Source organism: Rhizobium sp. RU36D (genome assembly GCF_900176345.1).
Lineage (GTDB): Bacteria > Pseudomonadota > Alphaproteobacteria > Rhizobiales > Rhizobiaceae > Allorhizobium.
Window position 1 is genome coordinate 1 of the sequence record NZ_FWXU01000041.1, and the last position, 26,801, is coordinate 26,801.

General features: G+C 58.9%; 23 protein-coding genes and 1 pseudogene. 14 read left to right on the forward strand and 10 right to left on the reverse strand.

Going from position 1 to position 26,801, the window contains the following annotated elements; translation table 11 throughout:
* Window positions 1-1,104 precede the first annotated feature (1,104 nt).
* Window positions 1,105-1,494, reverse strand: coding sequence for an integrase core domain-containing protein (locus B9A97_RS30275; RefSeq protein WP_348532432.1), 390 nt, complete (start codon window positions 1,492-1,494; stop codon window positions 1,105-1,107).
* Window positions 1,495-2,227: 733 nt separating this feature from the next.
* On the opposite strand from B9A97_RS30275, the gene B9A97_RS27880 reads away from it, so the two are divergent.
* Window positions 2,228-2,506 carry a type II toxin-antitoxin system Phd/YefM family antitoxin gene (locus B9A97_RS27880; RefSeq protein ID WP_084369101.1) on the forward strand — a complete coding sequence of 93 codons (279 nt, stop codon included), beginning with the start codon at window positions 2,228-2,230 and terminating at the stop codon, window positions 2,504-2,506.
* A complete protein-coding gene (locus tag B9A97_RS27885) occupies window positions 2,493-2,924 on the forward strand; it encodes a plasmid maintenance toxin (PemK-like) (protein WP_084369102.1) in 432 nt (143 codons plus the stop codon). Before B9A97_RS27880 ends, B9A97_RS27885 begins: the two co-directional genes overlap by 14 nt.
* Before the next feature lie 335 nt (window positions 2,925-3,259).
* On the opposite strand, the gene B9A97_RS27890 is transcribed toward B9A97_RS27885, so the two are convergent.
* The 3 genes from B9A97_RS27890 to B9A97_RS27900 all read right to left on the reverse strand — a co-directional run bounded on the left by B9A97_RS27890 (window position 3,260) and on the right by B9A97_RS27900 (window position 6,290).
* Entirely contained in the window at window positions 3,260-3,550 is a 291-nt protein-coding gene (locus B9A97_RS27890) for a hypothetical protein (RefSeq protein WP_084369103.1), read from the reverse strand.
* A 147-nt stretch (window positions 3,551-3,697) separates the two neighbouring features.
* A complete protein-coding gene (locus B9A97_RS27895) occupies window positions 3,698-5,128 on the reverse strand; it encodes an aldehyde dehydrogenase family protein (protein ID WP_244564387.1) in 1,431 nt (476 codons plus the stop codon).
* Window positions 5,129-5,204: 76 nt separating this feature from the next.
* Window positions 5,205-6,290 (reverse strand): Zn-dependent alcohol dehydrogenase, encoded by a 1,086-nt coding sequence (locus B9A97_RS27900; protein ID WP_084369105.1) that lies wholly within the window; start codon window positions 6,288-6,290, stop codon window positions 5,205-5,207.
* A 359-nt stretch (window positions 6,291-6,649) separates the two neighbouring features.
* On the opposite strand from B9A97_RS27900, the gene B9A97_RS27905 reads away from it, so the two are divergent.
* The 3 genes from B9A97_RS27905 to B9A97_RS27915 are packed head-to-tail and all read left to right on the forward strand — an operon-like array spanning window position 6,650 to window position 10,517.
* On the forward strand, window positions 6,650-7,567 hold the full coding sequence (locus B9A97_RS27905; RefSeq protein WP_084369106.1) for an ABC transporter permease: 918 nt from the start codon (window positions 6,650-6,652) through the stop codon (window positions 7,565-7,567).
* On the forward strand, window positions 7,567-8,406 hold the full coding sequence (locus tag B9A97_RS27910; protein ID WP_084369107.1) for an ABC transporter permease: 840 nt from the start codon (window positions 7,567-7,569) through the stop codon (window positions 8,404-8,406). Before B9A97_RS27905 ends, B9A97_RS27910 begins: the two co-directional genes overlap by 1 nt.
* An 8-nt stretch (window positions 8,407-8,414) precedes the next feature.
* The gene (locus tag B9A97_RS27915; RefSeq protein ID WP_084369123.1) at window positions 8,415-10,517 is read left to right on the forward strand and encodes an ABC transporter ATP-binding protein; all 2,103 of its coding nucleotides are present in this window, start codon (window positions 8,415-8,417) and stop codon (window positions 10,515-10,517) included.
* Window positions 10,518-10,577: 60 nt separating this feature from the next.
* Here B9A97_RS27915 and B9A97_RS27920 read toward each other — a convergent pair whose 3' ends face one another.
* Window positions 10,578-12,176, reverse strand: a complete 1,599-nt coding sequence (locus B9A97_RS27920) for an FAD-binding oxidoreductase (RefSeq protein ID WP_084369108.1) — start codon at window positions 12,174-12,176, stop codon at window positions 10,578-10,580.
* Between the two features lie 212 nt (window positions 12,177-12,388).
* Here B9A97_RS27920 and B9A97_RS27925 point away from each other — a divergent pair, with 212 nt between their 5' ends.
* Window positions 12,389-13,921, forward strand: a complete 1,533-nt coding sequence (locus B9A97_RS27925; RefSeq protein ID WP_280164107.1) for an alpha/beta fold hydrolase — start codon at window positions 12,389-12,391, stop codon at window positions 13,919-13,921.
* Here B9A97_RS27925 and B9A97_RS27930 read toward each other — a convergent pair.
* Window positions 13,918-14,745 (reverse strand): cupin domain-containing protein, encoded by an 828-nt coding sequence (locus B9A97_RS27930; protein WP_084369110.1) that lies wholly within the window; start codon window positions 14,743-14,745, stop codon window positions 13,918-13,920. The two genes, B9A97_RS27925 and B9A97_RS27930, sit on opposite strands and share 4 nt — an antisense overlap.
* A gap of 302 nt (window positions 14,746-15,047) precedes the next feature.
* Here B9A97_RS27930 and B9A97_RS27935 point away from each other — a divergent pair, with 302 nt between their 5' ends.
* The 4 genes from B9A97_RS27935 to B9A97_RS27950 all read left to right on the forward strand — a co-directional run bounded on the left by B9A97_RS27935 (window position 15,048) and on the right by B9A97_RS27950 (window position 19,647).
* On the forward strand, window positions 15,048-16,550 hold the full coding sequence (locus B9A97_RS27935) for an ABC transporter substrate-binding protein (protein WP_084369111.1): 1,503 nt from the start codon (window positions 15,048-15,050) through the stop codon (window positions 16,548-16,550).
* Between the two features lie 90 nt (window positions 16,551-16,640).
* On the forward strand, window positions 16,641-18,023 hold the full coding sequence (locus tag B9A97_RS27940) for a phenylacetate--CoA ligase family protein (RefSeq protein ID WP_084369112.1): 1,383 nt from the start codon (window positions 16,641-16,643) through the stop codon (window positions 18,021-18,023).
* A 5-nt stretch (window positions 18,024-18,028) separates the two neighbouring features.
* Complete coding sequence (locus B9A97_RS27945; protein WP_084369113.1) at window positions 18,029-18,751, forward strand: enoyl-CoA hydratase/isomerase family protein; 723 nt, start codon at window positions 18,029-18,031, stop codon at window positions 18,749-18,751.
* Between the two features lie 200 nt (window positions 18,752-18,951).
* Window positions 18,952-19,647: a GntR family transcriptional regulator gene (locus B9A97_RS27950; protein WP_084369114.1), complete on the forward strand. Its 696-nt coding sequence runs from the start codon at window positions 18,952-18,954 to the stop codon at window positions 19,645-19,647.
* A 65-nt stretch (window positions 19,648-19,712) separates the two neighbouring features.
* Here B9A97_RS27950 and B9A97_RS27955 read toward each other — a convergent pair whose 3' ends face one another.
* Window positions 19,713-20,615, reverse strand: a complete 903-nt coding sequence (locus B9A97_RS27955) for an amidohydrolase family protein (RefSeq protein WP_179145421.1) — start codon at window positions 20,613-20,615, stop codon at window positions 19,713-19,715.
* 252 nt (window positions 20,616-20,867) lie between these two features.
* Between B9A97_RS27955 and B9A97_RS27960 the strand changes: the two genes are divergently transcribed.
* From B9A97_RS27960 to B9A97_RS27970, 3 genes are all read left to right on the forward strand, one after another.
* Window positions 20,868-21,758: an isocitrate lyase/PEP mutase family protein gene (locus tag B9A97_RS27960; protein ID WP_084369116.1), complete on the forward strand. Its 891-nt coding sequence runs from the start codon at window positions 20,868-20,870 to the stop codon at window positions 21,756-21,758.
* A complete protein-coding gene (locus B9A97_RS27965; protein WP_084369117.1) occupies window positions 21,755-22,432 on the forward strand; it encodes an isochorismatase family protein in 678 nt (225 codons plus the stop codon). Before B9A97_RS27960 ends, B9A97_RS27965 begins: the two co-directional genes overlap by 4 nt.
* Before the next feature lie 83 nt (window positions 22,433-22,515).
* Window positions 22,516-23,880: a dihydroorotase gene (locus tag B9A97_RS27970; protein WP_244564388.1), complete on the forward strand. Its 1,365-nt coding sequence runs from the start codon at window positions 22,516-22,518 to the stop codon at window positions 23,878-23,880.
* 54 nt (window positions 23,881-23,934) lie between these two features.
* On the opposite strand, the gene B9A97_RS27975 is transcribed toward B9A97_RS27970, so the two are convergent.
* Window positions 23,935-24,231: a hypothetical protein gene (locus B9A97_RS27975; protein WP_179145422.1), complete on the reverse strand. Its 297-nt coding sequence runs from the start codon at window positions 24,229-24,231 to the stop codon at window positions 23,935-23,937.
* A 473-nt stretch (window positions 24,232-24,704) separates the two neighbouring features.
* Here B9A97_RS27975 and B9A97_RS27980 point away from each other — a divergent pair, with 473 nt between their 5' ends.
* On the forward strand, window positions 24,705-25,082 hold the full coding sequence (locus B9A97_RS27980; protein ID WP_084369119.1) for a hypothetical protein: 378 nt from the start codon (window positions 24,705-24,707) through the stop codon (window positions 25,080-25,082).
* 764 nt (window positions 25,083-25,846) lie between these two features.
* Here the strand turns inward: B9A97_RS27980 and B9A97_RS27990 are convergent.
* Both B9A97_RS27990 and B9A97_RS29620 read right to left on the reverse strand, forming a co-directional pair.
* Entirely contained in the window at window positions 25,847-26,074 is a 228-nt protein-coding gene (locus B9A97_RS27990) for a GNAT family N-acetyltransferase (protein ID WP_084369121.1), read from the reverse strand.
* Window positions 26,075-26,676: 602 nt separating this feature from the next.
* A pseudogene (locus B9A97_RS29620) lies at window positions 26,677-26,801 on the reverse strand (IS630 family transposase); the annotation flags it as partial.

Consider the following 26,801-nt stretch of genomic DNA (forward strand, 5'->3'; position numbering starts at 1 on the left):
ATATGGGCATCGGCGGCATAACCCCCGCACAGAAACTGAAAATGGCCGCGTAAATTCTACTACAGAGCCCCGTTAAAAACGGGGGGATTACCCTAGGAACTGGCCCGCAAACGGGGTCCAAGATGCCGTTGCTTTAGTCGCCGATCCCCGGCTGGAGCGCCTTCAACACATCGCCCTTGTTGCCAATCGAAAGGAGGCCGTCCGCAAACAGATCGCGGGCGGCAGACCGCCCGCACTAGATGCTGGGGTAGCGGGGGGGGGGCTGGACTCGACTTGCTTAATGATGGATTAAGCTTTGGGGCACCGAGAGGTATGAACGTGCGGCACAACGTCGAACTTAAATCCATCCTATTGGCTATCACCCTCACAGGCGTGATTTACATCATGATGGCTTGGCTTGGCCTTACCGGCTAAAGATGAGAGGGTACTGGTTATTTTTAGTGGCAAATCACGCGTTCTGGTGGCAACTTGAGCCTCTGGCCCCAGTCAGCACGGGATCGCTGATGCATCTCCCCAGATGACCCCCATCAGCGATCCCGTATCGACCGGGTGTTGGGGCTGTATGAGCGGTGCAGCGCACTGTCCGCATAACCCGTCCCCGGTAGTAGCCCAGAAATTAAGAATGCCTCCTAACCAACTCCCGCGGAACCTGTTGCTGGCGATAAGGTTTTATGTTTTGGCTTAGTGAGACATGCGACATTCTTTGGGATCGTAAGATGGGGACGAGGCTGTTCTTAGGAATATTAAGCATTTGGACCCTCGCTTTTTGGGGCGGTGTCGCTTGGTACTTTCTCGTCTAGTCACGCCGAATTGTGACTCCGCTCGATGACGGCTTAACAGTATCCACACCAAGTTTTACGACAGCCGTCCAAGCCATCAAGCTGAGCAGGGTGGCGATGATGAAATATTGCAAACGCATAGCAAAGCCGCTGTATCAGAGACAGTACCCGGCGTAAACGGGCGAAACGCACCACCAGCCGCAGAGAAAATGCCGCTGCCAGTTGCCTTTGTATTTGGGAAAGATGCAAGGGTTGTTGGTTTTCGCGCGGAACTGAGCCGGTTTTGGAGTGAACCCCTCGGGCTGGACCACGGGGTCGCTTTAAACTAAGCCGCCTGCTGGGCGAGTTGGGTTTCAAATTCTTCTGGCGATCGATATCCAAGGGCTGAGTGCAGCCGCTTGGCATTGTAGACTTCTTCGATGAACCTGGGCAATCGCTCGGCGACGTCAGCGAAGGTTTCATACTCAGCCGGATAGATGTCCTCTACTATCAGAGTTTTCATGAAGCTCTCGGCCTGCGCATAGAGATTGGGGTTGCCAACGGCGCTTATGGATCCCTGTAGGCCTGCCGCTTCGAGCGCTCGTCGATAGGTTTCGTGGGGATACTCACTGCGCTGGGGAGACTTTCGCGCAATCCTTTTGCGTTCGGCTGCGCCATCTTCTACGCGTCCTTCTTTCGCGGAACGCCCTTGTGGGTGCAGGTGCTGATCATTTATCTGGCGCTCCTACAGTTTGGCATTGTCCTGTTGGGGTTCATCTCCGGTATATTTGCCTTGTCGCTAAATTACGGACCCTATATCGCCGAGATGATTCGAACGGCATCTGTTCTGTACCCGCGGGGCAAAGAGAAGCAGCCATGGCCCTTGGCTTGTCGCGGATCGCAGTTGCGCGCACGATCGTTGCGCCCCAGGCGCTCAGGAACATTGTTCCGCCCGCTTGAGCGCAGTTCATTTCGATGCTGAAGGACTCGTCGCTCGTGTCCGTGATGGGACTTTGGGGGTAAGCTTTTTTGCCCAGTCCTGAAAACTCTGGCTTGTTTTATAGACCCTCATAGCGATGTGCTTGAACTCTTTGGGTGCTCCGCAACGAATTTGAGAAGGAGGGCTCGGGTGTCGGTCAGGAAGGGAGCGTCCGGTCGCCGCTAGCGACCAAGCCTGCAGGTAAGTAAGATCGGAGATCAGCGCGCGCAGCGTGTCAGCACCCATGCCCTCGTTGACGAGATGGCGAAGGGTCTCGATGTGCTGATCGGTCAGCAGTTCCGCCAGCTCATCTGCTGGCCCATGGGCAGAACGGCGGCGATGGTCTCCAGTTCTTCGATGCGGCGTAACACAGGCACGTTGCTTGAGGCGGATATTGTCGGCTTTCGGATTGTCTTAATCCACGGAGCCGACCAGTATGATTGTCAAAGTTCCGGAAAGCCCGTATATTCCGGAACAAAGGAGACTTGCCATGACGTCGATTGTGACAGCCGCTGCAGTTTCGAAGAATTTTGGCGCCTACCAGGATGCGGCCGTGCGAGAGCCGGTGATCATCACCAAGAACGGCCGGCCGCGCACGGTGCTCATGGCCTATGAAGATTATCTTCGCCTAGCCAAGCGGGACCGGCGGGTCGATCTGACGGCTGCGATCAGTAACGACGAGCTTGCCACGATCGAGGCTTCGACGATGGATCCTGGCTTGGATCATCTCAATGCCGAACTGCTGATGGACAAGAATGCTGCCGATTGAACCGAAGGTCGGCTGGGTCTTTTGCTATTCCTATCTCTGGCATTGGCAGCATCTGGACGGACGGGAAGAGGGTGACAAGGACCGCCCCGCTCTCGTTCTGGCCATTGTTGCGACGCTTGACGACGGGACATCTGCAGTACGTGTCTTGCCCATCACCCATTCCGCGCCGTCCGATCCCCTCGACGCAATCGAAATCCCACCCGCTACCAAGCGCCGCCTTGGCCTTGATGACGAGCGCTCGTGGATCGTGCTGACCGAAAGCAACCGCTTCGTCTGGCCGGGGCCCGACGTTCGCCCAGTTGACAGCGAGACCGGATATCACGGACCACTGCCTCCGGCTTTGTTCGAGGAGGTGAAGCGCCGGTTTGTCGAGCTCGCCAGAAACCAGCGTCATAATGCCACCGTTCGTAGAGACTGACCTCTCTACATCCTGTAGTTCGTCCGCAAGTTAGGTGAGTCCAACGGAGGTTCCCTCCGTGACTTGCGTTGAGCCTAAGTCTTCAACGGCGCCAAATCAATCGCTTCCGATATGGGTTACTTATTGGGCGTGAGCCACCGGCGGGCTCATCTATGAGAAGTACGGAACCATAACTAAGGTTTATTGAGGCAGCCAGCGGCACCACGGCCAAAGCCAACAGGCATGCTCGAAATCCCTACATCTTATACAACATTTGCGTTCCCCTACTTGGAACTGGACAGGTCTGGGAGCGCCGAGGACGGATCCGAGCGATAGAACGAACCTTCTGACACGAATTAGCTTTGCGCATCGGTCAACATCACCGCCAGCTCGCGCGGCGGCAGGTTGGCATGATCCAGCGCCATGATGACAATAGGATCGCCGATGTCGTCGGGGAGCGGTTTCGTACCCGTGACGCGCGGAGGTACGGTCTTCCTGACCCTCGACGCCATGGGCCAGGAAACCATTATCTCAACGGCAAAAGGTCGGCCTTGGAACCCCGGCTTGACGAGCGTATTACGGACCGACAGTTGTGACAGTTCGACGAGCCGGATAATCTCAAGCTTCTCGGTGGCGGAACATCCCAATCGTCCTCGCCTCCATCTCTGACCCCGCAGGTGAATGCAGGGCATTCACCTGCGGGCGCGATCATGCCTTTTTTGAGCAGGCGGATCTGCCGCCCAGCCTTGGCCGTAGGGCCTTACCTTTGCGGTGTCGCCCTAAGTGCCTGTGGTCTATAGCGGGCTCGCAACCGTCTTTGTTTCCAGATAGGAGTCGAACACCTCCTTGCCGCGTTCTCGACCCCAGCCGGATTGCCGGAAGCCGCCAAAGGGTAGAGCGCTGTCACCGACGAAGTGGCGGTTGATACCGATTGTCCCGGCTCGCACGCGCGCTGCCATCTTGTGGGCCGTCTTGAAGTCGCGGGTCCAGATGCTCGCCGCAAGCCCATAGACGCTGCCATTGGCTTCGGCAGCAATCCTGTCGAGATCATCGTCCTCATAGCGCAAGACACTCACAACGGGTCCAAATATCTCTTCCTTGACCACGCTCATCTCAGGTTTCAAGCTGGCGAGAACGGTCGGACGGTAGAAATAGCCCTCCGATCCGATCGGTTCACCGCCGGTGATGACACTTGCACCTTCCTTGACACCCCGGTCCGTCATTGAGGCAACGCGGGCAAGGTGGGCTGAAGATATCAGCGGCCCCATCTGCACGCCTTCGTTGAAGCCGTATCCAACCTTCAATGCATCGGCTGCAGAGGCGACGCCTTCAACAATTCTGTCGAAAACATCCCTGTGCGCATAGACCCGCGATCCGGCGGTGCAGATCTGTCCAGCGCCAGAAAAAATGCCGGTTGCTACCCCGGGAATGGCGGCATCGAGATCCGCATCCGGGAAGATGATCTGCGGGCTCTTGCCGCCGAGTTCCAGTGAGACCCGCTTGAGGTTGCTGGCGGCTGACGCTGTGACGATGGCGCGGCCAACCTGGGTCGAGCCGGTAAAGGCGATCTTGTCGATATCCGGGTGCGATGCCATCGCCGCACCGACCGCGGCACCGCCCGTGACCACGTTGAACACGCCTTTGGGAAAGCCCGCTTCCAGCGCAAGTTCGGCCAGAAGAAGAGCGCTGAGAGGTGTCTGCTCCGCGGGTTTCAAAATCACGGTGCAGCCGGCCGCCAGCGCGGGGGCGATCTTCCAGACGGCCATCATGACGGGTCCGTTCCAGGGAACGATCTGCCCCACGACGCCAATCGGATCCCGCAACGTGTAGGCATGCCACTCGCCCGCTGCGGAGACAGGAATGGTCTCTCCCGTCAGCTTGGTCGGCCAGCCCGCGGTGTAGCGAAGGAGGTCCACCGAAGAGCCGATATGGCCGACCCTCGCGATCGGCAGTGGCAGGCCGACATTGACGGTCTCGATCTCTGAGAGGCGATCCGTGTTGGCCTCGATCAGGTCGGCAAAGCGCCAGAGGAGCTTCGAGCGTTCATTCGGCTTCATGCCGCGCCAGGCCGGGTTTTCGAAGGCGCGGCGCGCGGCGCGGACGGCGATGTCCACATCTTCCGCATCACCGCTGGGAGCCTGGGCAATGATCTGGCCGGTGCCCGGATCGAACACATCTGACTGCCTGCCTGAAGCGGCCTGTCTCCACTCACCGTCAATCATCATGGCATGTTTGCGAGAGATATACTCGCTGGTTGCAGGGCTTGGAGCGCGCAATTGCATATTCATCTGTCGTCCTCGCTCAGGCAGCCATGTCGATGATCTGGCGTACCGGTGCGCCGGTATGCAGGTTCGTGAAAGCCTCGTTGATCTGGCTCAGCTGGATCTTGTCGGAGATGAGGTGATCCAGTTTCAGGCGTCCCTGCATGTAGTATTCGAGCAGGTTGGGGATATCGACGCGGAATTGATTGGAGCCCATCGATGATCCCTGGATGCGCCGATCCTTGATGAACATCGATCCTTCAAACTCAAGCTTCATGCCAGGCTTGAACATGCCGAGAATGGTCGCGGTCCCCCCCATGCGCAGCATGGCGAAGGCCTGCTCCGCTGTCTTTTTCAGGCCGAGCGCCTCGAAGGCATAGGGTACGCCGCCGGATGTCATCTCCATGACCTCGGCTACGGCGTCCGTCTTAGAGGCATTAATGACGTCAGTGGCACCCAGCTTGCGCGCCAGTTCCAGCTTGCTGTCCAGCATGTCGATGGCAATGATGCGTCCGGCGCCCGCGAGCATCGCGCCGCTGACCACCGAGAGGCCAACACCGCCGCAGCCGATGACGGCAACAGTCGATCCGGGTTTGACCTTTGCCGCATGAATGACGGCGCCGACGCCGGTTAAGACCCCGCACCCGACAAGAGCGGCGCGGTCCAGCGGGACATCGCGGTTGATTTTGACGATGGCATTCTCGTGGACAAGCATTTGCTCGGCAAACGAAGACAGGTTGGAAAACTGATGGACGAGCTTGCCCTTCAGCCACAGGCGCTCTGCCTTGCCCGGAGGCAGCTTGACGTCCACGCTTTCGCAAATATTGGGGCGACCGGTCACGCAATTGGGGCATGTACCACAAAAGACCGAGAGGCAGGTGACGACATGGTCGCCCCTTTTGACATAGGTAACGTCTTCGCCGACCGCTTCGACGATGCCGGCGGATTCGTGACCCGGGATCATCGGCATCGGATAGGGATAGGTACCGTCGGCAAAATGGAGATCGGAATGACAAACGCCGGCAAAGGCAGTGCGAACAAGAACTTCACGACGCCCCGGTTTGCCGATTTCCACATTTTCGATCGTCATCGGCTGATTGGCTTCCCAGAGTATTGCGGCTTTCATTTATCGAACCCCTATTGAACTGTTAGGCCATACTGCAATCTGTTGACAGTTGACGTCAAGAGGTAACCGCCATCATCGTGCCAGGGATTTGCCGCGCAACGGTCGCGGTTCGACCTGGAAGGATCCGTTGAGGCATCTGATGCCATAGGGATCAAACAACCCCAGTGCATTGGTTCGTGTATCGGATTTGTCCACACCAAGTCCGCAGATCGGGTCGAAGCGACGACCTATCACACCACACTGCTAACTGTTGACAGATTGTTCGCGTCCGCGTTAACAATGGTCAGAACGACAATAATGGGAACTCTCATGCTCATACCGCTTACCTGTGATGCGGCGGCGCGTCGACGGAGGATTGGATGGCCATATTTCTGATCAAGCGCCTGTTGCAATCGGCCCTGACGGTGCTCGGCGTGATCACTGCGGCCTTCTTTCTTGTCAGGCTGGCCGGCGATCCTGCCGTCCTGCAGCTTTCGGCGGAAGCGAGCGCTGAGGACATAGCGCGCGTGAGAGAATCGCTTGGTCTCGACCGCCCGCTGATCATCCAGTACCTCGATTTTATCTGGCGGGTGCTCCATGGCGATTTCGGCGTTTCGTTGCGCCAGAACGTTCCGGCCATGGACCTTGTTCTGGAGAGGGTTCCGGCAACGCTCGAGCTGGCGCTCACATCTTTCGTCATAGGGATAGGCCTTGCCTTCGTCTTCGGCATCATGATGCGGATGACGGGATCCCGGACGCTTCGGCAGGTAATCATGTGGATCGCGCTCGGCCGGCAGGCGATCCCGATCTTTTCCTTCGGCCTGCTGATGATCCTGATTTTCTCTGTGTGGCTGAAATGGCTCCCTTCTCTTGGTCGCGGGACCCTGGCGCATCTCGTGCTCCCCGCGCTTACCCTGGGGACCTATGAGCTCGCCCTTTATCTCAGGCTGTTCAATGCCTCGCTCGCCACGGAGCAACGGCAGGATTATGTGCGCACGGCCTATGCCAAGGGACAGGGGAAAATTCAGGTCCTGCTCGGGCACATGTTGCCCAATGCGCTGCTTCCGCTTGTCACGGTCGCCGGTATCAATCTCGGACTGCTGCTTGGCGGTACCGTGGTGACGGAAACCGTGTTCAGCTGGCCCGGCGTGGGGCGGCTTATCGTCCAATCCGTCAGCCAGCGTGACTTCCCCGTCATCATCGCCGGTGTCTTCCTGATTTCCCTGATGTTCGTGGTGATAAACCTGATCGTTGACGTGCTTTACGGCCTGCTCGATCCACGCGTGAGGATGGTTTGATGCGGTTTGACGCTTCGCGAACGATTGCCGTTAGCTTGCTGGCCATCATTGTTGTTTTCATGGTGGTAACGCCCTTTCTGCCGATCTACGACCCCTATACGCAGAATCTGGCAGCCAGCCTGCTGCCGATCGGCGAGACATCGTTTGACGGCACATTCTATCCTCTCGGCACAGATACGCTTGGTCGCGATATCCTGAGCCGCCTGGCGCTCGCCGGTCAGGTCTCCACCCTGATCGGCCTCGGTGCCGTGGCTGTCAGCCTCGTTGTCGGCGTGTTCCTGGGGCTGGTTGCCGGCTTTTTCCGAGGCCCCATCGAGGCCGCCATCATGGGCTTGGCCGATCTCCAGCTCTCCATCCCGCGCGTCTTGCTGCTGATCGCGGTCAGCGCGATCATCGGACCCAGCGTCACCAACCTTGCCATTCTTCTTGGGCTGACAAGTTGGGTTTCCTACGGCCGCGTGGCCCGTGGAATGGCGCTCAGCCTGCGCGAGAGGGAGTTCGTGCTGTCGGCACGCACGCAAGGCGCCACCGCCACCTGGAACATTCGCAAACACCTCTTGCCCAATGTCATGCCGCAAATGCTGATCGTCGGTTCCTACGAGTTCGGCCAGATCGTCGTGATGGAGGCCTCGCTCAGCTATCTGGGGCTTGGTGTTCAGCCTCCGCTGCCGAGTTGGGGCATGATGGTGGCCGATGGCCAGAGCTATCTGGCCCTGGCGCCGTCGTTGGCGATCCTCCCAAGCATCGCGCTGTTCATCCTGGTTGCCGGCCTGCAATTTCTCTCTCAGGCATTCACCTCCGAGGGTGAAGTGCCAGGCGTTACCGAAAGGGCCAAGTGATGATGAGCATGGTGAAAGCGGAAGCGACGCCGGCGGACGTGGTTCTGAGCGTTCGCAATCTCTCTATCGAAGTTCCAGGCGCGCGTGGTCCGGTGCGCCTGGTGGACGACGTCTCATTCGACGTGCGCCAGAACGAGGTCTTCGGCATCGTCGGCGAGTCCGGTTCCGGCAAGAGCCTGACGATGCTGGCTGTGCTCGGTCTGCTGGCGCCGCCGCTGAAAATCGTGTCCGGCAGCATCAGGCTGCGCGGACGCGAGCTGACGGATCTGACCTTCGATGACATGCGCGCGATCCGCGGCAAGGCGATGGCGATCGTCTTCCAGGATCCGATGACCACGCTTAATCCGGTCTTGCGGATCGGCAAGCAGATCGGAGAGGCCGTCAGGCTGCACAATCCTGGTCTGTCGAAGCAGGAGGTCAAGGCGCGTGTCCTCGAACTCCTGAAACTGGTTGGGATTCCCAATCCTGAAAAGCGCTACAGTCAGTTTCCGAACGAATTCTCAGGTGGCATGCGTCAGCGGGTCGTGATTGCCATCGCCATGGCGAACGAGCCAGATCTGCTGATCGCGGATGAGCCGACGACGGCCCTTGATGTCACGATCCAGGCGCAGGTGATGAGCGTGCTGGCGGAAGTTCGTGCGCGGACCGGGGCGGCGATGGTCCTCATCACGCATGATCTTGGCCTGGTTGCTGAAACAGCGGATCGAATGGCGGTCATGTATGGCGGGCGGATGATGGAGACGTCGCCGGCGCTCAAGCTTTTCACCAGGCCGGAGCATCCCTATACCGCCGGCCTCATTGCCAGCCTGCCGCGCGTGGATCGCGAGGTCAAGGAGCTCTACTCGATCCCCGGTTTCGTTCCGGATCTGGCGAACCGGCCAAGCGGATGCGTCTTTCACCCTCGTTGCGCGATGTCGAACGGACGCGCCCTGTGCCGCGAACAGAAACCGCTGCTGCAACAAACCGGCTCGGATAGCGCTGTGGCATGCCACTACAGCGAGGAGACGGCGGATTGGCGCGATGCCCAGGAGCGCGCCGTCCAAATCGTCGAACGCAATTCTGATAGCAAGGCCGATGCAGGTGAACCGATCCTCAAGGTCGACCATCTCAAAAAGGAATTCCAGATCGGCGTGAGCCTTTTTGGTCAGGCCCAGCGCCTGAGGGCGCTGCGAGACATATCGTTCGCGCTGCCGCGTGGCCGGACCCTTGGGCTCGTGGGTGAATCAGGCTGTGGGAAATCCACCCTGGCGCGTGTTCTTCTGCGCCTTCTCGATGCCTCGGGAGGCGATGTCTACCTCAATGGCGAGCCCTTTATGCAATTGCGGGGGACGCGGCTGCGCAACAGCCGTCGGCATCTCCAGGTGGTTTTCCAGGATCCTTATTCATCGCTTGACCCGCGCATGACGATCCACGAGGTGATAGGTGAGCCGCTGCGCATCCACGGCCAATATTCGGCCGAACGGATCCATGAACTGCTCGCGCATGTCGGCCTGACACCGGATGCCGGCCGCCGGCGACCGCCGGAGTTTTCCGGCGGGCAGCGCCAACGCATCGCCATTGCCCGGGCGCTGGCACTTAATCCCGACGTGCTTATCCTTGATGAGGCCGTTTCTGCTCTCGATGTCTCGATCCAGGCACAGATCATCAACCTGCTGAAGAAGCTTCAGGAGGAGATGGGCCTGACCTATGTCTTCATCTCCCATGATCTCTCAGTCGTCAGGCATATTTCGGACGAAGTGGCAGTGATGTATCTCGGTCGGATCATCGAGCATGGACCTGTCAGGGATGTGTTCGAAACGCCCATGCACCCCTATACGCAGGCGCTGCTCTCCTCCATCCCGCGTCCGGAAATCCACGGTGGTGAGGGACGGATCGTGTTGAAGGGCGATCTGCCCAATCCGCTGTCGCCGCCATCGGGATGCTCCTTCCGGACACGCTGTTTCCGCGCCGTCGAGGATTGCGCACGCATCGAGCCGCCGTTGACGTCTCCTGATGGCACCGATCATCTCAGTGCCTGCCTGTTCCCTGGTGCCGCACCGGGTCTGGCGACCGCTGGAGTGTCTCAAGCCATGACAGCTGACAGACACGACCGGACATCAGGCGCAAGATGAACAGAGAAAAGCGCCGCAGTCTTGGTCCTGACTGCGGCCCTTTCTCTTCCCTATGGCGTTTTAGGCGTGCGTGGCGAAGAGATTTCCCGCATTGATGATGTTGTCAGGGTCAAGTGTGCGCTTCAACTCCTGCAACAGCGTGGCCGTCGCCGGCTGGCGGGTGGCGAAGTAGGGATATTTCCGGCCGATCTGCATATGCACGCCGCTCATCTCCCGCCAGGCTTCAAGAATATCCTTTGAAATCTGCCTCACGGCCGCCGCGGCTTGAGGATTGTCCGATCGCTGCTTCAGTTTGCTGCGTTCAGCGGCCGTCAGAAAATGCGTGTGGATCGCGTAAGGCGCGTCGGCCCAGCGGATCAGCGTTTCCACGCCGACACCGGAAGGCCCATGCGTTGACAGGAGATAGCCCCTGTCGATCCCCCATTGCTTCATCAGACCCTCATGCCGGGCAAAGATCGCCTCCGTGCGCGCAAAGCACTCACCGCCGCGGGAATTGGGCACGACCGTGTGCAGCCAGTTCATCCGTTTGGCGGATGGGGTGAGAAGTCCGTTCATGCGCGGGAAGGGCATGGCCCGCATCACCCGCGGAATCGAGGCTGGGATCGCCCTGCCGCCGGCCGCCGTCGCAATTTGGCGGATACGCCGCAGTTTGGAGCGCATGTCAGCCGCATCGCGACCTTCGCAGATGCAGTTCATGAGATAGCCCACCTTATCGGCGAAACGCCGTCCGCTGGCCGCGATGAAGGCGGCATCGCGCAGACCCGACACGATGGATCCGCTTCCCTTGATAATGCCGAGGAGAGTGCCGATGTCGTTGGTGATCCCTTCGCTCGCCATGCGGCTGCGGGCTGTGAACGGATCCATTCCGACGCACTCGCTGGCCAGAAGCTCAGCCCCGATCTGGGCCATCGCGCCCATCTGCGCGACGGGATCATCGAAGGAAAACGAACAGAAGCCGGTGTCGCCAGCGACCGGAACCAATTGCAACGTGATCCTGGTCTTGATGCCGAATGCGCCGCAATCCCCGAGGAACAGACCTGTCAAATCCGGCCCGTAATTCCTGAAGAAGGGTGACGGCTCACCGATCGCGCCTGCCGAGCCAGTGGTCAGAATATCCGCGTTGCCCGTGACGACCTGAAGGCCCAGCACGCTTTCTGCGGAGGAGCCCCGCGATGCAGATCCGTAGAATTTGCCGCCTTGCGAGACCGTCGCGCCCACGGTCGCATTGAGCCCGGAAAAGGTACCCCAAAACGGTGTGGTCAAACTCAGGGGCCGCAACGTGTCGCGCAGCTGAGCCCATGTCACACCCGGCTCGACCGTCACATACCGATCCGACGGCTGAAGGTCGATGATGCGGTTCATACCCGTTATGTCCACAATGACAGTGCTGTCGTTGGAAGGAATGTAGCCGGCGCTGTAGGAAAGCCCGGCACCCCGGGCAGAAAGCGTTACGCCAAGTTTGCGAGCGGCAATGACCAGCCTCTGGACCTCGTCGGTCGACATTGGTGAGGCGACAGCCAGAGGTGGATAGTTTGCGACGTAATAGATATCGGTCTGGTAAAGCCCGAGGTCGGCCATGCTGATCTTGAGGCCCGGCACGGCGTCTTTCAGTTGCTCCAGAAGTCGGGCACCGACATCGGCATTGATCGTTGCCGCCATGAATTGTCTCCACTGGTGATCGGGCGTCAAAAGGCTCTGGACATGGATATCGATTTCTTGTGTAAACTGTCAACAGTTATGACGGAGATCGACGGATGCCACATCAGCAGATCAGCTTATCGAGCCAAACCATGCCGCTGCATCGCGGATTCCTGGAGGTTGAAGGGAAAGCGGTACACTACGCACGGCAAGGCGAGGGCCCGCCACTGGTCATGCTTCATGCGGCACCCTGCTCGTTACGAGTGATGGAGCCACTGCAGGCAAAATGGTGCGCGCATTTCACCACATTCGCTTTCGATTTGCCGGGTTTCGGCCTTTCCGAAATGCCTGACGCACCGGATCTCTCCACCGCAGATCTTGCCGATACCATTGCCGCTGCCATACGCCTTCTCGGCCTGTCGCAGGTGATGCTGTACGGCCGACATACGGGCGCCGGCGTGTGCGTGGAGATCGCTCGCCGCCATCCTGATCTCTGCAGTTTCGTGCTGACCGACGGCTTTCCCGTCTTTGCAAATCCTTACAGCGAGGAAAGGCTGGCGGAGTATCTGACGCCGATCGTGCCGACTTGGGATGGCGGCCATTTGACCTGGACCTGGTTTCGATATCGCGAGCAGCATATTTTCTGGCCGTGGGACCGGCCATTGAAGGCCCACAGAGCCGATACCGATCTTCCGGACCTGGATTTCCTCTATCGTGGCGCGACGGAATTGCTGACCGCGAGTGAAACTTATGTCAAGGTCTACGCGTCCGCCTTCCGCCATCCCGGCCTTGCGGTCATCGAGTCCGTGAGCGTTCCTGTCGTGTACGGCAACCGGCCTGGCGATAGCCAATACAAGACCGTGCCGCTCTATCCCAAATCATCAAGGGTTCAGGTGTTTTCCCGCGATCATGATGCGGCTGCCCGTGAGGAACTCGCGGTTCTCCTGGAGAACGCGCCGGACACAACGGTACCGGCACACCGGCAACCATGTCTGCCAGACCGGAAATCCTGGCGCGACTATATCGATACCTCTAAGGGTGCCGTCTATTTCCGCGCGGAAGGCATGGGCGGGTCTGGCATGCCCACGCTTTTCCTTCCCGATCTGCCGGGAAGTATCGACCTTCACCTGGAGGAACTCCTGGCTCTGGCAGAGCAGGGGCCGGTGATCGCAATCGAACCCTGGGGGAACGGCCAGTCAGTTTTGCCGGCGGATGAGACGGTGAGCATAGAGCTATGGGCCGAGCAGATGTGCGAAACCCTGGCCTTGCTTGGTATAGGCCGCGTGCGTCTTCATGCGCATGGAACTTCTGCTGCGATTGCGCTGGAACTGGCGCATCTGGCGCCTGAGCTTGTGGGAGAGGTGACGCTTCGGTCGCCGCCTGTCATCGAGATGGATGATCCTGCTGCCTTTGCGCGGGATTATGCTCCCGACATCACGCCGGAATGGGCCGGCGGCAATTTCTTGAAGCTTTGGCACCATCTGCGCGACCAGGAACTTTGGTGGCCATGGAACCAGCGCACGATCGCCAATGCGCGAAAAACAGACCCACGCATCGAACCCAGCGTGCTGCATCGAAGAGCGGTCGTGTTGTTGCGGCAGCCCTCACACTACCGCGATATCTGGCGGGTTGTTCTGTCCTATCCGCTCTCCGATCGTCTCAAGGCTCTCGATATGCCATGTAAGATCGTCAGCGACCCTGGCGACCTCTTCGCGCAAGCGGCGGAGCGTGCGGCTCTGTTGAGCGGAGCCGCAACGCAGCTCTAATAGCGTGATTGCGGAGGATAGGGCTTGCCGAGGTGCTTGAGATGGTCGGGCAGGATTGGCTGATGCGGCGGGTAGAAGGTGAAAGGCTCGGTGTCCTCCCAAAATGTCTCCTGGCTGCCGCCGAACCCGCGGAACAGGATAAGGGCGCCCGTCGGCGAGCCGTAGGGGGCGTGCTTTGCCATCGGCGGGCGTATGCAGTAGGCGCCGGCCTGCATGGTGCCAAAAGGACCTGACAGTTCGCCCGAGAGCATGAAGAATTCCTGGGCGATGGGATGGCGTTCGGCCTGCTCGCCCCGCCGGAAGGCGATGGTCGCCGTTATATAGGTGGTCTCTCCGGAGAATGGGTCCTGCCGCAGGACACGCATCCGGGCGCCCGCCTTCATGCTGCCCAGGCCGAATTTGTCGAAATCACCGTCCCATTGACCTGCGGCAACATCGATCTGCCGGACAAGTCGGGAGGTCACATGGGCCTCGTCGGCGCGGATCCGGTCTTCCACCGGGCCGGAGCGGAAGTATAGCAGGGTCACGCCCTCATCCGTCGCCATGTCGTTTTGCGCATACCCCGCAGGCAAGAAGCCGTAGCAGTGGGCGATAAACGGAAGTTCGCCGACCATCAGCGCACCATCCAGAATATAGATCTCCTCATCGAAGAGGAGTGGTCCGGCGTCTCGCCTCCAGCCGGCGGGTAGCGACAAGATCGTGCTCAGCGCGCCGGTCTCATCGTCGCTGCTCAGCAGTTTCAGACGCGCTTGCGGGTACCCCAGAAGGCTGGCGTCCTGCCAGTCCAGATACTGCGCCTGTATGAAATCGATGTGGTCACGCATCTTCTACCTCCGTTTCTCACAAGCCCCACCATGGCGGAGCCAAGCTAACAGATCAGGTGAAATGCAAAAAGACAACTGTTGACAGTCTTCAGTTTGCGACCTACCGTGCTGTCAACAGAACGAGGCGCAGCATCGTCAGGGCATAAGGGGAACACCAGCAAGACGCCCCTGACGATCGGGTGGAATGCGTGCGTGCATGCGTCAATCGCATGGGCGCTGACGAATATTTCTCCTTGCCACGGCTTTCGAGTTCCGAACGGGGTCCGGATAGTGATTGAGCCCCGCGCATTCAGGAGAAGCTAATGAACTTCCTTCGTAGGCTGATGACGACCATGGGTGCTGCGACTCTGGCAGCCGGTCTGCTAGCGGCGCCGTCTCTGTCTCTCGCTGCACCAGACGCCATCAACATTGCCTTGCCTGGCGACTTTCCGGGACTGGACCCCAGCAAGGATACCTCGCCGCTCGGTTTCAACTATCGACTGAATGTCTTCGATGCGCTGACCGAGTTGCAGCGGGATGGCAGCATGAACGGTCGCCTGGCTGAATCCTGGGAGCCGTCTGCTGATTTGACGACATGGACGTTCAAGCTGCGCAAGAACGTCACGTTTCATGATGGCAGCCCGTTCACAGCCGACGATGTCGTCTTTACCGTCAATCGGGTGTTGAGCGACAACACGACGCCGGTCAGAACCTTCATCAAGCTGGTGAAGACCGCCGAGAAGGTGGACGATCATACCGTCAAGTTCACGCTAGTTCAGCCTTATGGCATCTTCTATCGCCAGATCAGCTATCTCAACATCATGTCCAAGACCTATTTCGACAAGGTCGGTGACCAGGGATATGCAACCAAGCCGGTCGGCACGGGCCCATACAAGTTTGTCGAATGGGTCAAGGATGACCGTATGGTGCTGGAAGCCAATGAGAATTATTGGCGTGGGGCGCCTGCGATCAAGAAGGCGACCTATCGCCCCATTCCCTCCGAAGCCAGCCGCGCCTCGGCCCTGCTGTCAGGGGAAATCGATCTCGTGCCCGCCTTGCCACCATCCCTGATGGCTCAATTGAAGTCTTCGCCCGATCTCAAGGTCGACATTGCGCCGGGCTTCCGCGTCATATTCGTGGCGTTCAACGTCAACAAGCCGCCGCTTGACAACGCCATGGTCCGCGAAGCCATCGACAAGGGCATCGACCGGACTGCGATCACCGAGAAGTTGCTGCGCGGATTGGGCAAGCCGACCGGCATCATGGTTCCGCCGATGAACATCGGGTACGATCCCTCGCTCACGCCGACACCGTTTGATCAAGCGGCCGCCAAGGAGCTTGTTGCCAAGTCCGGTTACAACGGTGAAGTGATTTCGATCCAGTATCCGAACAACAACATCGTCATGGCCAATGAAGTCGTGCAGGCGATTGCGGGTTACATGACGGCAATCGGGCTGAAGGTTGAAATCAAGCCGATGGAATTCACCGCGTTCTTCCCGCTGTGGCTCCAGTCCAAGCTGGACAGCATGTATTTCTTCGCTTTCGGCTCATCCCAGTATCATGCCGAAACTGTCCTGACGACCATGTATGAAAACGGCTCGCACGCCTACAAGGTCGACATGGAAATTGATCGGCTGCTGAAAGAACAGCGCATGACCACGGACGTCGCGAAGCAGAAGGAACTGATCGGCCAGGCGTTTCGTCGCAGCAACGAGAACCGCTATCACATCCCGCTCTATGATGAGATGCAGGCCTATGGCGTGAAAACGTCGGTGGATTACAATCCTTGGCCCGACGGTTTCGTTCGCCTCTACGACTTCAAATAATCAACATGCACCTGAAGCGGGGTTTATGGCCCCGCTTCATCTGAATTTGAATATCAATCACGCTTTTGCCGAAAACTGGAATACAGAACGATGATGCAAGCCGAGAACAGCTTTACCCTCCCCGATATGCTGCGCCAGCCGATCGAGGCCGTGCAGGCGCTGCAGGATCGCCTGATCAGGCAGATGGTGGAACTGTGCTACGAGCATCACCCCTATTACTCGAAGCTGATGCGCAGCGAGGGCCTTCGCCCCGAGCATATCCGCGACCGTGCCGGGCTTGAGCTCTTGCCGCCCTGTTCGAAGAAAGAGTTTCTTGCGGATCCCGATGCCTTCCGAATGAGGCCGGAGGGATTGCCGGGCAATGAGGGTATTCTCTGGAAGATCATCTACACGACCGGCACGACGACCGGTCGGCCGGCGCCGATCTATGTGACCGCCCATGACCATTTCGCCTATATGTACGGCTTTCAGGACCGCAACGAACTGATTGGCCTGAAGGAAACCGACCTGATTGCCAATCTCTTCCCGATGACCGGTTTTCCCATGGGTGCATTTTCCCGCGCCCCGGACGAGGCGGGCGCTGTCGGCGCGGCGATCCTGTTTGGCAACACCGGCCGCACGGATTCGATGTTCCCGGTCAACCGCTCTCTGGATCAGGCGGTCGCGACCATTGAACGCCATCGAGCAACCGTCCTCTGGGGGGTTGCCGGGTTTGTCCGCCGCATCCTGATCCGGGCGCAGGAGACCGGTGCCGATTTCAGCAGCGTCCGCATGGTCATGACCACGGGAGAGGCGTCATCGCTCGCCATGCGCGAGGATTTTCGCCAGAGAATGCGCGCTCTCAACTGCGCCGATACCGTTATCGTCAACCGATATGGCTCCACGGAGCAGGGCGGTACGATGATTGAATGCACGGAGGGAAGCGGGTTTCACAGTGCATTGCCTGACCAGCTGTTCCACGAGGTCGTCCATGATGAGACGGGCAAACGGCTGGCCGATGGCGAAAGCGGCATGTTGGCCGTCACGCATCTTAACAGACGCGGCACGGTCTTCCTGCGCTACAAGATGGGCGATGTCGGTTCTCTGACGCATGAACCGTGCCCTCATTGTGGCAGAACGTCCGTCAGGCTGTCATCGAAACCGGTTCGCACCGGCGATATCATCAAGGTGCGTGGCGCCCTGGTGAACCTCGGCAACCTCAAGGAAGAATTCGACCGGATGTCCGACATCGACGAGTATCAGATCGTCGTCACCTCGCAGGATCCGAACGACCCGTTCTCGATGGATGAGCTCGTTGTTCGTCTGGCCCCATCGCAAGGTCAGGGTGCTGCCATCTCGGACCGCATGATCGACGAAGTGAAACGGCTGACGAACCTGCGGCCAAAAATAGAGCTTGTTGCGCGGGACGCGATCTATGATCCGACAATGCCGGCCAAGCCAAAACGCATCGTCGACCTGCGCCAGGCGCGTTGATATCGATGACGTCCGATGACATCGCCTTTGATGTTTGCGGTCCCGTGGCAACGATCAGGATCTGTCGTGAAGGCAAAAGCAATGCATTGGCGCGCCGCCATTTCGATCAACTGGCCGAGCGGATGCGTCAGGCAGACGCGGATGAAAGCATCCGTGCGATCGTCCTCACGGGTGAAGGCGATCGTGCCTTCTGTGCCGGCGCCGACCTTTCTGCTGACGAGAGATTTCTGACCGGTCTTGCGGATGATCGCACCACCGGGCTCGGCGACTATCTGAGGCGGGCTTGCAAGATATCGAAGCCGATTATCGGGCGTGTCAACGGCCATTGCATTGCAGGCGGCGTGGGGCTGCTTGCAAGCTGCGATATCGCCATTGCCTGCGATGACGTGCGTATCGCTTTGCCCGAAATCAAGCTCGGCGTCTTTCCTTTCGTCGTTCTCGCCAGCCTTGCGGAACGAGTTCCGCGCATCCATGCGATGCAGCTGGCATTGACCGGCGAAGCGATCCTCGCGCAGCGAGCCTTAGACCTGGGCCTTTTTTCTCAGGTTGTGCCGAGGGGCCGACTGGATGCCGCAGTGCAGTCCGTCGCGGCGCAACTTGCCGCCCAAAGCCGCACGGCCGTGGCATTCGGCCTGAGCCGGGAGAGATATTCCGATATCGATAAGTATACTGCAAGAATAACCGAGGCAGAATCGCGCGGTCGGCAGCTTGCGCTGCTGCGAGATTAGCCATGGCATGGAGGTCGAAGGCCGCCGGTGGGTCCGCTTATACAAAGGTCGGGTCTGTTCAGCGGGGCAAATTATTGCTTTGGATTAATCTCGATTTCAATTCCAACGCGCGAGGTTTGTTGCTATGGTGTTGACAGTTTACGGCGCTATCTTTGGAAGCTCTGCCAGCTTTACCGCGTTGCGCGCTTAAGGGGCTTGGGATGTCGAACATTCAACCTATAATTAAATCGTCGTTGAGCGCCGATGCCTTCGACAAGGTCGTTGAAGCGATCACCTCAGGGGAGTTTAATCCTGGTCAGAGGCTGTCAGAGGCAGAACTTGCGCGAAATCTTGGTATCAGCCGCGGCCCATTGCGTGAAGCCCTTGGCCGGCTGGAAGGTCGTCTCGTCAAGCGTACGCCGCGCATCGGCGTTCATGTGATTTCCTTCACGCGGGAGGACCTGGAATCTCTTTTCCTGACGCGGGAAGCCCTGGAAGGGATGTCCGCGCGGCTCGCTGCCGAGCGGATGACCGTCAAGCAGCTGAATGATCTTCGCGAGCTGCTGGAAAGCCATTCCCACAAGCCGGAACTGGCCTCAGGCGAGGCTTATGTGCAGCGGTCGCGTGACGACGATTTCCATTTCGCCATTATCCGCGGCTCCCAGTGCGATCGCATCGAGCGGATGTTGATGAACGAGATCTACTATCAGCTTCGAATCCATCGGCGTAAGTCAAGCACGCAGCCCGGCCGCGCCCAGGCGGCCCTGAAGGAACATCAACAGATCGTCGAGGCTCTGGAGAGCCGTGATCCCGATCGCGCCGAAGCCGCCATGCGCATGCACCTTCGCAACGCACGGTACAGCTCCCTGGCATCCCTGGCCTCGGATGAGCCACTGCGTTCTGAACGGGCCATGTAGCAGATCCTTCTTCATTGCGGGATTTCGAGCTGAGGCAAATTGACATTGCCTCAGCCCAACGTTCGTTATTCCGGCAAGTTGAATACTTTTATCGCGTTGTCTCTCAGCAGCTTGCGTTTCGAGACGGGCCGCATGTCGAACTCGTGTATCTCCTTCATCGCCCGCTCCGGATCGATCACCCACCAATCGGTGCCGAACAGGAATTTGTCCTGGCCGTAGGTATTGGCGAAATGGACGGCGGAAGCGCCCCAATGCTTAGGCGCATAGGCGTCGCCGCACATAAAGACATTGCGATGTTTGGTGGCGACGCTGATCATTTCCTCCGTCCAGGGATAACCCAGATGGATGCCGATGATCGTCAGTTCCGGGAAATCGATGGCGATGCGGTCAAGCGCCATCGGACGGGCCACGGTGGCCAGCCGGTTGTCGGCGCGGTAGATCAGGCAATGGCCGACCTGCATCATGATGGGAATGCCAAGCTCGGCGCAGCGCGCATAGTATGGATAATAGATGGCCGCGTCAGGCGATTGCCCGAACCAGTGCGGATAGAGATGAGCGCCGACAAAGCCGTATTCATGGACCGCCTTGTCCAGTTCCTTGAGGCCGGAAATGCCCAGCAGAGGATTGATGCCCGCTAGCCCGGAATACCGATGGGGATAGGCCTGGCAGGCTTCATAAATGTATTCATACGGGATTTCGGTTGATGTGCTCAGGCGCCGGTCGCCGCAGCGGGTTGCGATCAGCAGCGAGCGTTCGATGCCGGCGCGGTCCATCTTTTCGATGTATTCTTCAGGTGTCAGGCCTTTGCGGGGCCCTTGCTCCATCCGCACCTGATCGCGAAAATTCTCATCCGTCGGAACGCGTCCTTCCGCAATGACCCTGGGCGTATAGAAATTCGTGACAATGTCGATTGCGCCGTAGCCATCTACGGTTTTCGTTGCGTCGAACTTGTATTCGGTTTCGTTCATAGTCTTCATCACCTCGCTGTGGGCGCTAAACTTCCTCATAAAACACAATCTGTCAACAGTTGGCTGATGTGCGCTGCCTTTGCGTGCTGCGACGAATCGACCCCTCTTCAAAGGGTGCGATAAGGCAGTCTTGTCCGAGATTCACCGCCGCATTGCCGACACCAGCGGGAAAGTTTGTAGACTGTTGACAGTTTGAAATGGGTCGATATGGTAGGACCACGTATTGCAGAGCATGAAGGGAAGCCTCGTCCTATGTCCAAGGCGAAAAAGCTAAAAGAGATCGTCGCCCGTCAGCAGGCAGTCCCGGTTCCAGGTGCGGGTAATGCGCTGAGCGCGCGCGTTATCGAGGATCTCGGTTTTGAGATCGTATACCTGACGGGTGCAGGTCTCGCGAACACCGCCTATGGGGTTCCCGACATCGGCCTGACAACTTTGACCGAGGTGGTGAATGCCGCTTCTGCCATCTACGATGTGGTCGAGTTGCCACTCATCGTTGACGCCGATACAGGCTTTGGCAACCCGCTCAACATGGTTCGCACGATCCGACTGCTGGAGCGTGCCGGTGCCGCGGGGATACAGATCGAGGATCAGGTCTTTCCCAAGAAATGCGGTCATTTCTCTGGCAAGGCGGTCGTGCCGCTGGGTGACATGCTGGACAAGCTCAAGGCAGCACTCGACACCCGCGTTGATCAGGATGTGCAGATCATCGCCCGGACAGACGCGGCTGCGGTGGAGGGAATGGATCGCGCGATCGAGCGTGCCCGTGCCTTTGCCGAGCTTGGGGCCGATCTCACCTTTGTCGAAGCACCCCGATCGATCGAAGAACTCGCACGAATTCCGAAGGAAATTCTTGTGCCGCAGGTGGCCAACATCGTTTTCGGCGGCAAGACGCCGGATCCGGGTCGCCAGCGAATGACGGAAATGGGCTTCTCACTGGTCTTGTACGCGAACGCTGCGTTGCAGGCCTCGGTGCGGGCACACTACGAAGTGCTCGGTGCCTTGAAGCGGGACGGATCGCTGGATGCTGTTGCAGACCGGCTTGCCTCCTTCGAGGAGCGCCAGAGAGTTGTGGACAAGGATAGTTGGGATGCGCTCGAAGAGCGATATAGCGCCAACGACGTGAAACTGGGAGCAGCGCAATGAGCTATCCGTGGGATGGAATCGTTACAGAGGAAGAACAGGCAGCCTATAAGGCCGTTGGTTTCGGTCGTTCCTCCGGCATCGGGCAGCGGCCGGCGCTATTGATCATCGATGTGCAGTATCGCACCGTTGGATCGAAGCCGATGCCGATGGCAGAGGCCGTGAAGGAATATCCGACATCGTGCGGCGAGGTGGCCTGGGCCGCAGTCCACAAGATTCGCCTTCTGCTGGAGCTTTTCCGTGCGCGCGGCTGGCCTGTCATGTATCCGCATGTGGCGCCCAAGCTTTCGTTTGATGCAGGCCGCCTGTCGGAAAAGGTACCGAGCATCATGACAATTCCGGCCAAGGGCTATGATTTTGTCGAGGAAATCGCCCCTGTGGAAGGCGACATCCTACTGCCGAAAAAGCACCCCAGTGCATTCTTTGGCACTCCGCTGGCGAGTTATCTGATCAATGTTCAGGCGGATACCGTCGTGGTGACCGGCTGCTCCACAAGTGGTTGCGTGCGGGGCTCGGTGGTCGATGCATTTGCCTATAACTTCCGGACCGTCGTGCCGCACGATGCCGTGTATGATCGGTCTCCCACCTCCCATGCGGTCAATCTGTTCGACATGGCGTCCAAATATGCCGACGTTGGAACGACCGAGGATATCATCGGAAAGCTGAGCGCGATCTGATCGACGTCCCCAATCCGCAAACAGTCAAGCGAGAGCCTTCAATGCCCTTCTGCGATCTTGTCATTAGAGACGGCGATGCGATCTTGCCCGGAAAGGGTCGGACGCGATGTGACCTGGCCATCGCCGACGGTCGAATCCTCGGTATTCTCGAGCCGGGAACGCCTGTTGACGCGAAAGAGACTGTTTCGGCTGCGGGCCTTGTCATCCTGCCGGGCGCGATCGACCCGCATCTGCATTTGGGCCATGGCGCGGATATCTCGCGTCCGCGCGTGCCTGGGGATGCGGACCGGGAGACAGCAGCGGCCGTCATGGGCGGCATCACATGCTTTATTCCCTATCTGTTGGCCACCGACCCCTTCGAGGCCATTTTCGACGACGTCGTCGGCGTCACCGAGGCCGGCGCTCGTATTGATTTTGGCTATCATTTCATTATCTCCACGCCCGATCAGCTGGCCGGGGTACCGCGCTATGCTGAAGATATGGGTGCGCCGACCTTCAAGATCTTCATGAACAACAGAGGCGGGGAGGGTAAGAGACTTGGGCTGCCGGATATCGATGATGCCTTTCTCTTCCGCCTATGCGAGCTGGCGGCAGCCCATGGTGGCATGGTCTGCCCGCATCCGGAAAACATCGAGGTCGCATGGGTCCTGCGTGACCGCCTGAAGGCCGATAGCGCCGGTCTAACCGATCTGGCGCTGTGGAACGCGTCCCGCCCGCCTTTCGTGGAGGCGGACGCCGTACAGCGCTCGACATATCTTGCGCAGCAGGCCGGAGCCCCGCTCTATGTGGTTCACACGTCATCGATGGAAGCGCTGGAACTTGGGCTGATGCATCGCGCCCGCGGCGCCGAGGTCTATTTCGAGACCTGCCCGCATTATCTTACTCACGACGTGACGTGGGACGGCGGGAAAATGGGCAAGATCAACCCGCCATTGCGGGAGGCTCGGGACCGTGAGCGGCTCTGGCAGGGTCTCCTGAACGGCGAGATCGACACGATCGGGACCGACCATGTGCATCGCGACATCTCGTCCAAAGCCGCCGATATCTGGGGCGCCTCGCCGGGTTGCCCGGGGCTTGAGACCATGCTGCCAGTATTGTTGACCGACGGCTATCACGGTCGCGGTCTGTCGCTTGAGCGCATTGCCGAGTTGACCTCGACAAATCCGGCCCGCCTTATGGGGCTCGATCACGCAAAGGGTGCGATTGCCCCTGGAATGGATGCTGATTTCGCCATGGTAGATCTCGATGCCGAATGGACGCTGGAGCGCCAGCATGTTGTCAGCTCCGCCGGCTACTCGATCTACGAAGGCAAACGGTTCAAGGGCGCCATTCGCCACACCCTGGTCCGTGGGCAGTTTGCCCTGCGCGACGGCATGCTGCAGCCTTCAAGCGTCGGAACTGGGCGGTATCAGCGCCGTCGGCTTTCGTCGAAGGGGCGGCCTGCCTGACAGCACTCGGTCTTGGCCACTATTGAAACCGGCGACCGTTCTTGGCGCACACCATCAGCAGGCCGAGACCCCCACATTGAGCGGCCTTAAAAGGGGGCTCAAACGCCCTTCACAGAACTCTTCGGCCTGTTCAGCACGGGCGTGGTCGTCGCGATCCCAGCGCACGACGCCGGGAAGGTCCGGGGACATGCACCGTTCGATCAAACCGCGGGTGAGGGCGGCACCCTCGCTCTCCGCCGGGATGGCGTCCAGCTCTTGGCGCATCTTGGCGGTGCGATTGCCATAGGATTTGCGGATCTTGGCTTCCCAGGCTGTTTTTTTCTCGGCCGTGCATTGCTCGCCCTTGATCAAGCCGACGCGCTTGAAGAGACCGTTGCGGACGGCAACCGCGCGTCACTCCGCGGCTCATGGCGCCTTGAGTAAGGGCCAACTGCAACCGCAAATGCCGGCAATTTTCCACTAGCGGCGCGAGCATCACCATTTTGCCAGGCCAGCGCTGCTTCGACCGGATCCTGTTCCGTAAGGTGTTCTTGTTGCACCCGAACTGAGGACATGCGTGCTCCTTCGCGCACAAGCGCGTTCGAGGGTTTTGACAGGATGGAAATCCGCTTTCGCGGAATTTGTTCCTATTATGTTCTGACTGCTGGCGGAGTCAAGCAACGACGGGTTGGCCACTCCAGGCAGGCCAATCTGGGCATATCCTGGGTGCGCACGGCACAAGCATAGCCCGTGTGTTAGCGTCAAAAGGTTGCATCAATTTCTGCACCCGCTTGACTCAAAAGCGCAATCGGTGCGAGCGTTGTGTCACTACTTCGGGGGGACTTATGAAATCCAAATACATCGCCGCAGCCTGCATCGCGGGCCTTCTTTCGTCGTGCGCTACGAAGCCATCTGAAATCGAAGCGGCCTATGTGTCGCCGACGCTATACGAAAGCCTTTCCTGCGAGCAGCTGCGGGAGGAAGCGACGGCCGTATCCAGCAGAGCGATCGCAGCATCGGGCGCACAGCAGAAGAAGGCTGATAATGACGCTGTGGCCGTCGGCGTTGGCGTTGTGATTTTCTGGCCAGCCTTGTTCTTCGCGAAAGGCGATGGAGCGACGGCCGCCGAGGTGTCCAGGCTTAAGGGTGAAATGAAGGCCATCGAGACTGCGTCTCTAAAGAAGAACTGCGGCATTCGTTTTGAGACCGCGGCCGCCAAGTAGCCACACGATAGCGTCCGCATTTGATCTGCGCTGCGCTCCTTCCGTTGCAATCTGGAGGGAGCGCCGGCAACACTTGACTTTAGAACTGCTAATGCCTGGGGCGCGGTCGGGGCAACGTTATCTGCCGTCTCCCGCTGTTTATGTCACGGCACTCAGCAAGTGCCATATGCAGTAGGTAGGCGAGCATATCTGCGCGCTCCGATTCAGCGAGCGCCTGAAGTTCAGTCAGCATTTGCTCCATGTATTGCAGCCTTTCCCGTCCCTTATTTCTATTCGACATAGATCCCCCCCCTGAGGCCACTCGAGTGCAACCTGAGCGTACGCTCAGTGTGTGGGAAATCAATCGCGACTTATCGCACAGTAAAGCTCAGCGCGTGGATCTGCTCCAAATCGCAGCAGGGTCAATTACAGGCGAGCTAAACTTCTTGAGTCGTTAATGTCGAATTCGATGGCGAGACCTCAGGCTCGCGGCTACCGACGCAAAGTCTCCAGATCAGTAGTCTGTCAATCCGCACAGCGCGAGAGGTTACGGGCGCCCAATCTGACCTGTAGGATCCACTAATTCCTCACGGGTTGCGAGGCATTCCCGACAGGCCCTCCGTCTGGTCGATGAATTGCTGAAACAGCATCGGGCTGGCGCGCCGAGGTAAAGCGTTGATGCTCGATATAGCCGTCTAGTGACTGGTTCATTCAGAATACGAATTTGGCCATGGGAAATCCCTTCTGCATAAGAACATTCACTAAAATCGTCAGCCCTCTTGGCTTTAGATCTCTTTTCGAAGTTCAAGCCGAACGGTGCGTGCGGTCAGCCCGCGCTTGTCGTTGGTGCGCAACGCCGCGGCGTCGTCCTCGCGGTTGTCGATCGATACGCCTTGGCAGCCGGCAAGCGACGCCTTTCTGATCAGTTCCTGCATCAGAGCAGACCCGATATTGCGACCGCTGAACGTCGAGGTCACCCCAACGAAATAGAGATACAGTGCTCTAAGCGGAATGTCCGCTCCCGTGAAGAGTTTCGGGCGCCTGCGGGCTGAACGGTCGCGTCTACCGTCATCGGACTATGGCTGCGAAGTTTCGCTCTCGCCAAGCACATTCCTGCAGATCGACAAAGGCGAAAGCCCCGGCGGTCTGCGAGTGGCCGAATCAGGCGCCGCGCATCAAGAGGCTGACATCGGTGCGCCGCGGCCCTCCTTTGTTGGGAAACAGTGACGACGGCTTCATGCGGGTGGTCCGTTGAGAGGCGTTTGGCCATCATGTCGAGACTGGGTATGTTGAGCCTGGCCGGTGCGCGCCCCTCTTAGGTCTCTGCTGCTTGAAGGGCCTGCTCCACCTCGATACTGTGGCGGTTAAAGGCACGCTGCCCTTTCAGTGCCTCCAGGCGTTCGGCCACCGTGATCCGCTGGGCAAAAACCATGCTTTCCTATGCCGGCAGCTTGCGCCGTGACGACGACGAGGATGGAGATGAGATCGGCGGGCAGCAGATCAACAGAACTTCCCCTGGCCAAGTCCGCAATCAAATCCGCGGCTGGGGAGGCGTGACTGATCCCCCTCATGGCTTGCGAATCCCGATCCCGTCTCTCATACCAACGTGCACGGATCATGACCGATGCGCCCAATCGCGCGTTCTGATGGACATGATCTTCCACGGCTGATCGACGAGCCTGTTCCAAGCGCGGCAGCATTGATCGACGATGTCGTCGTAGTCCTTGAAGACGCGGTTCG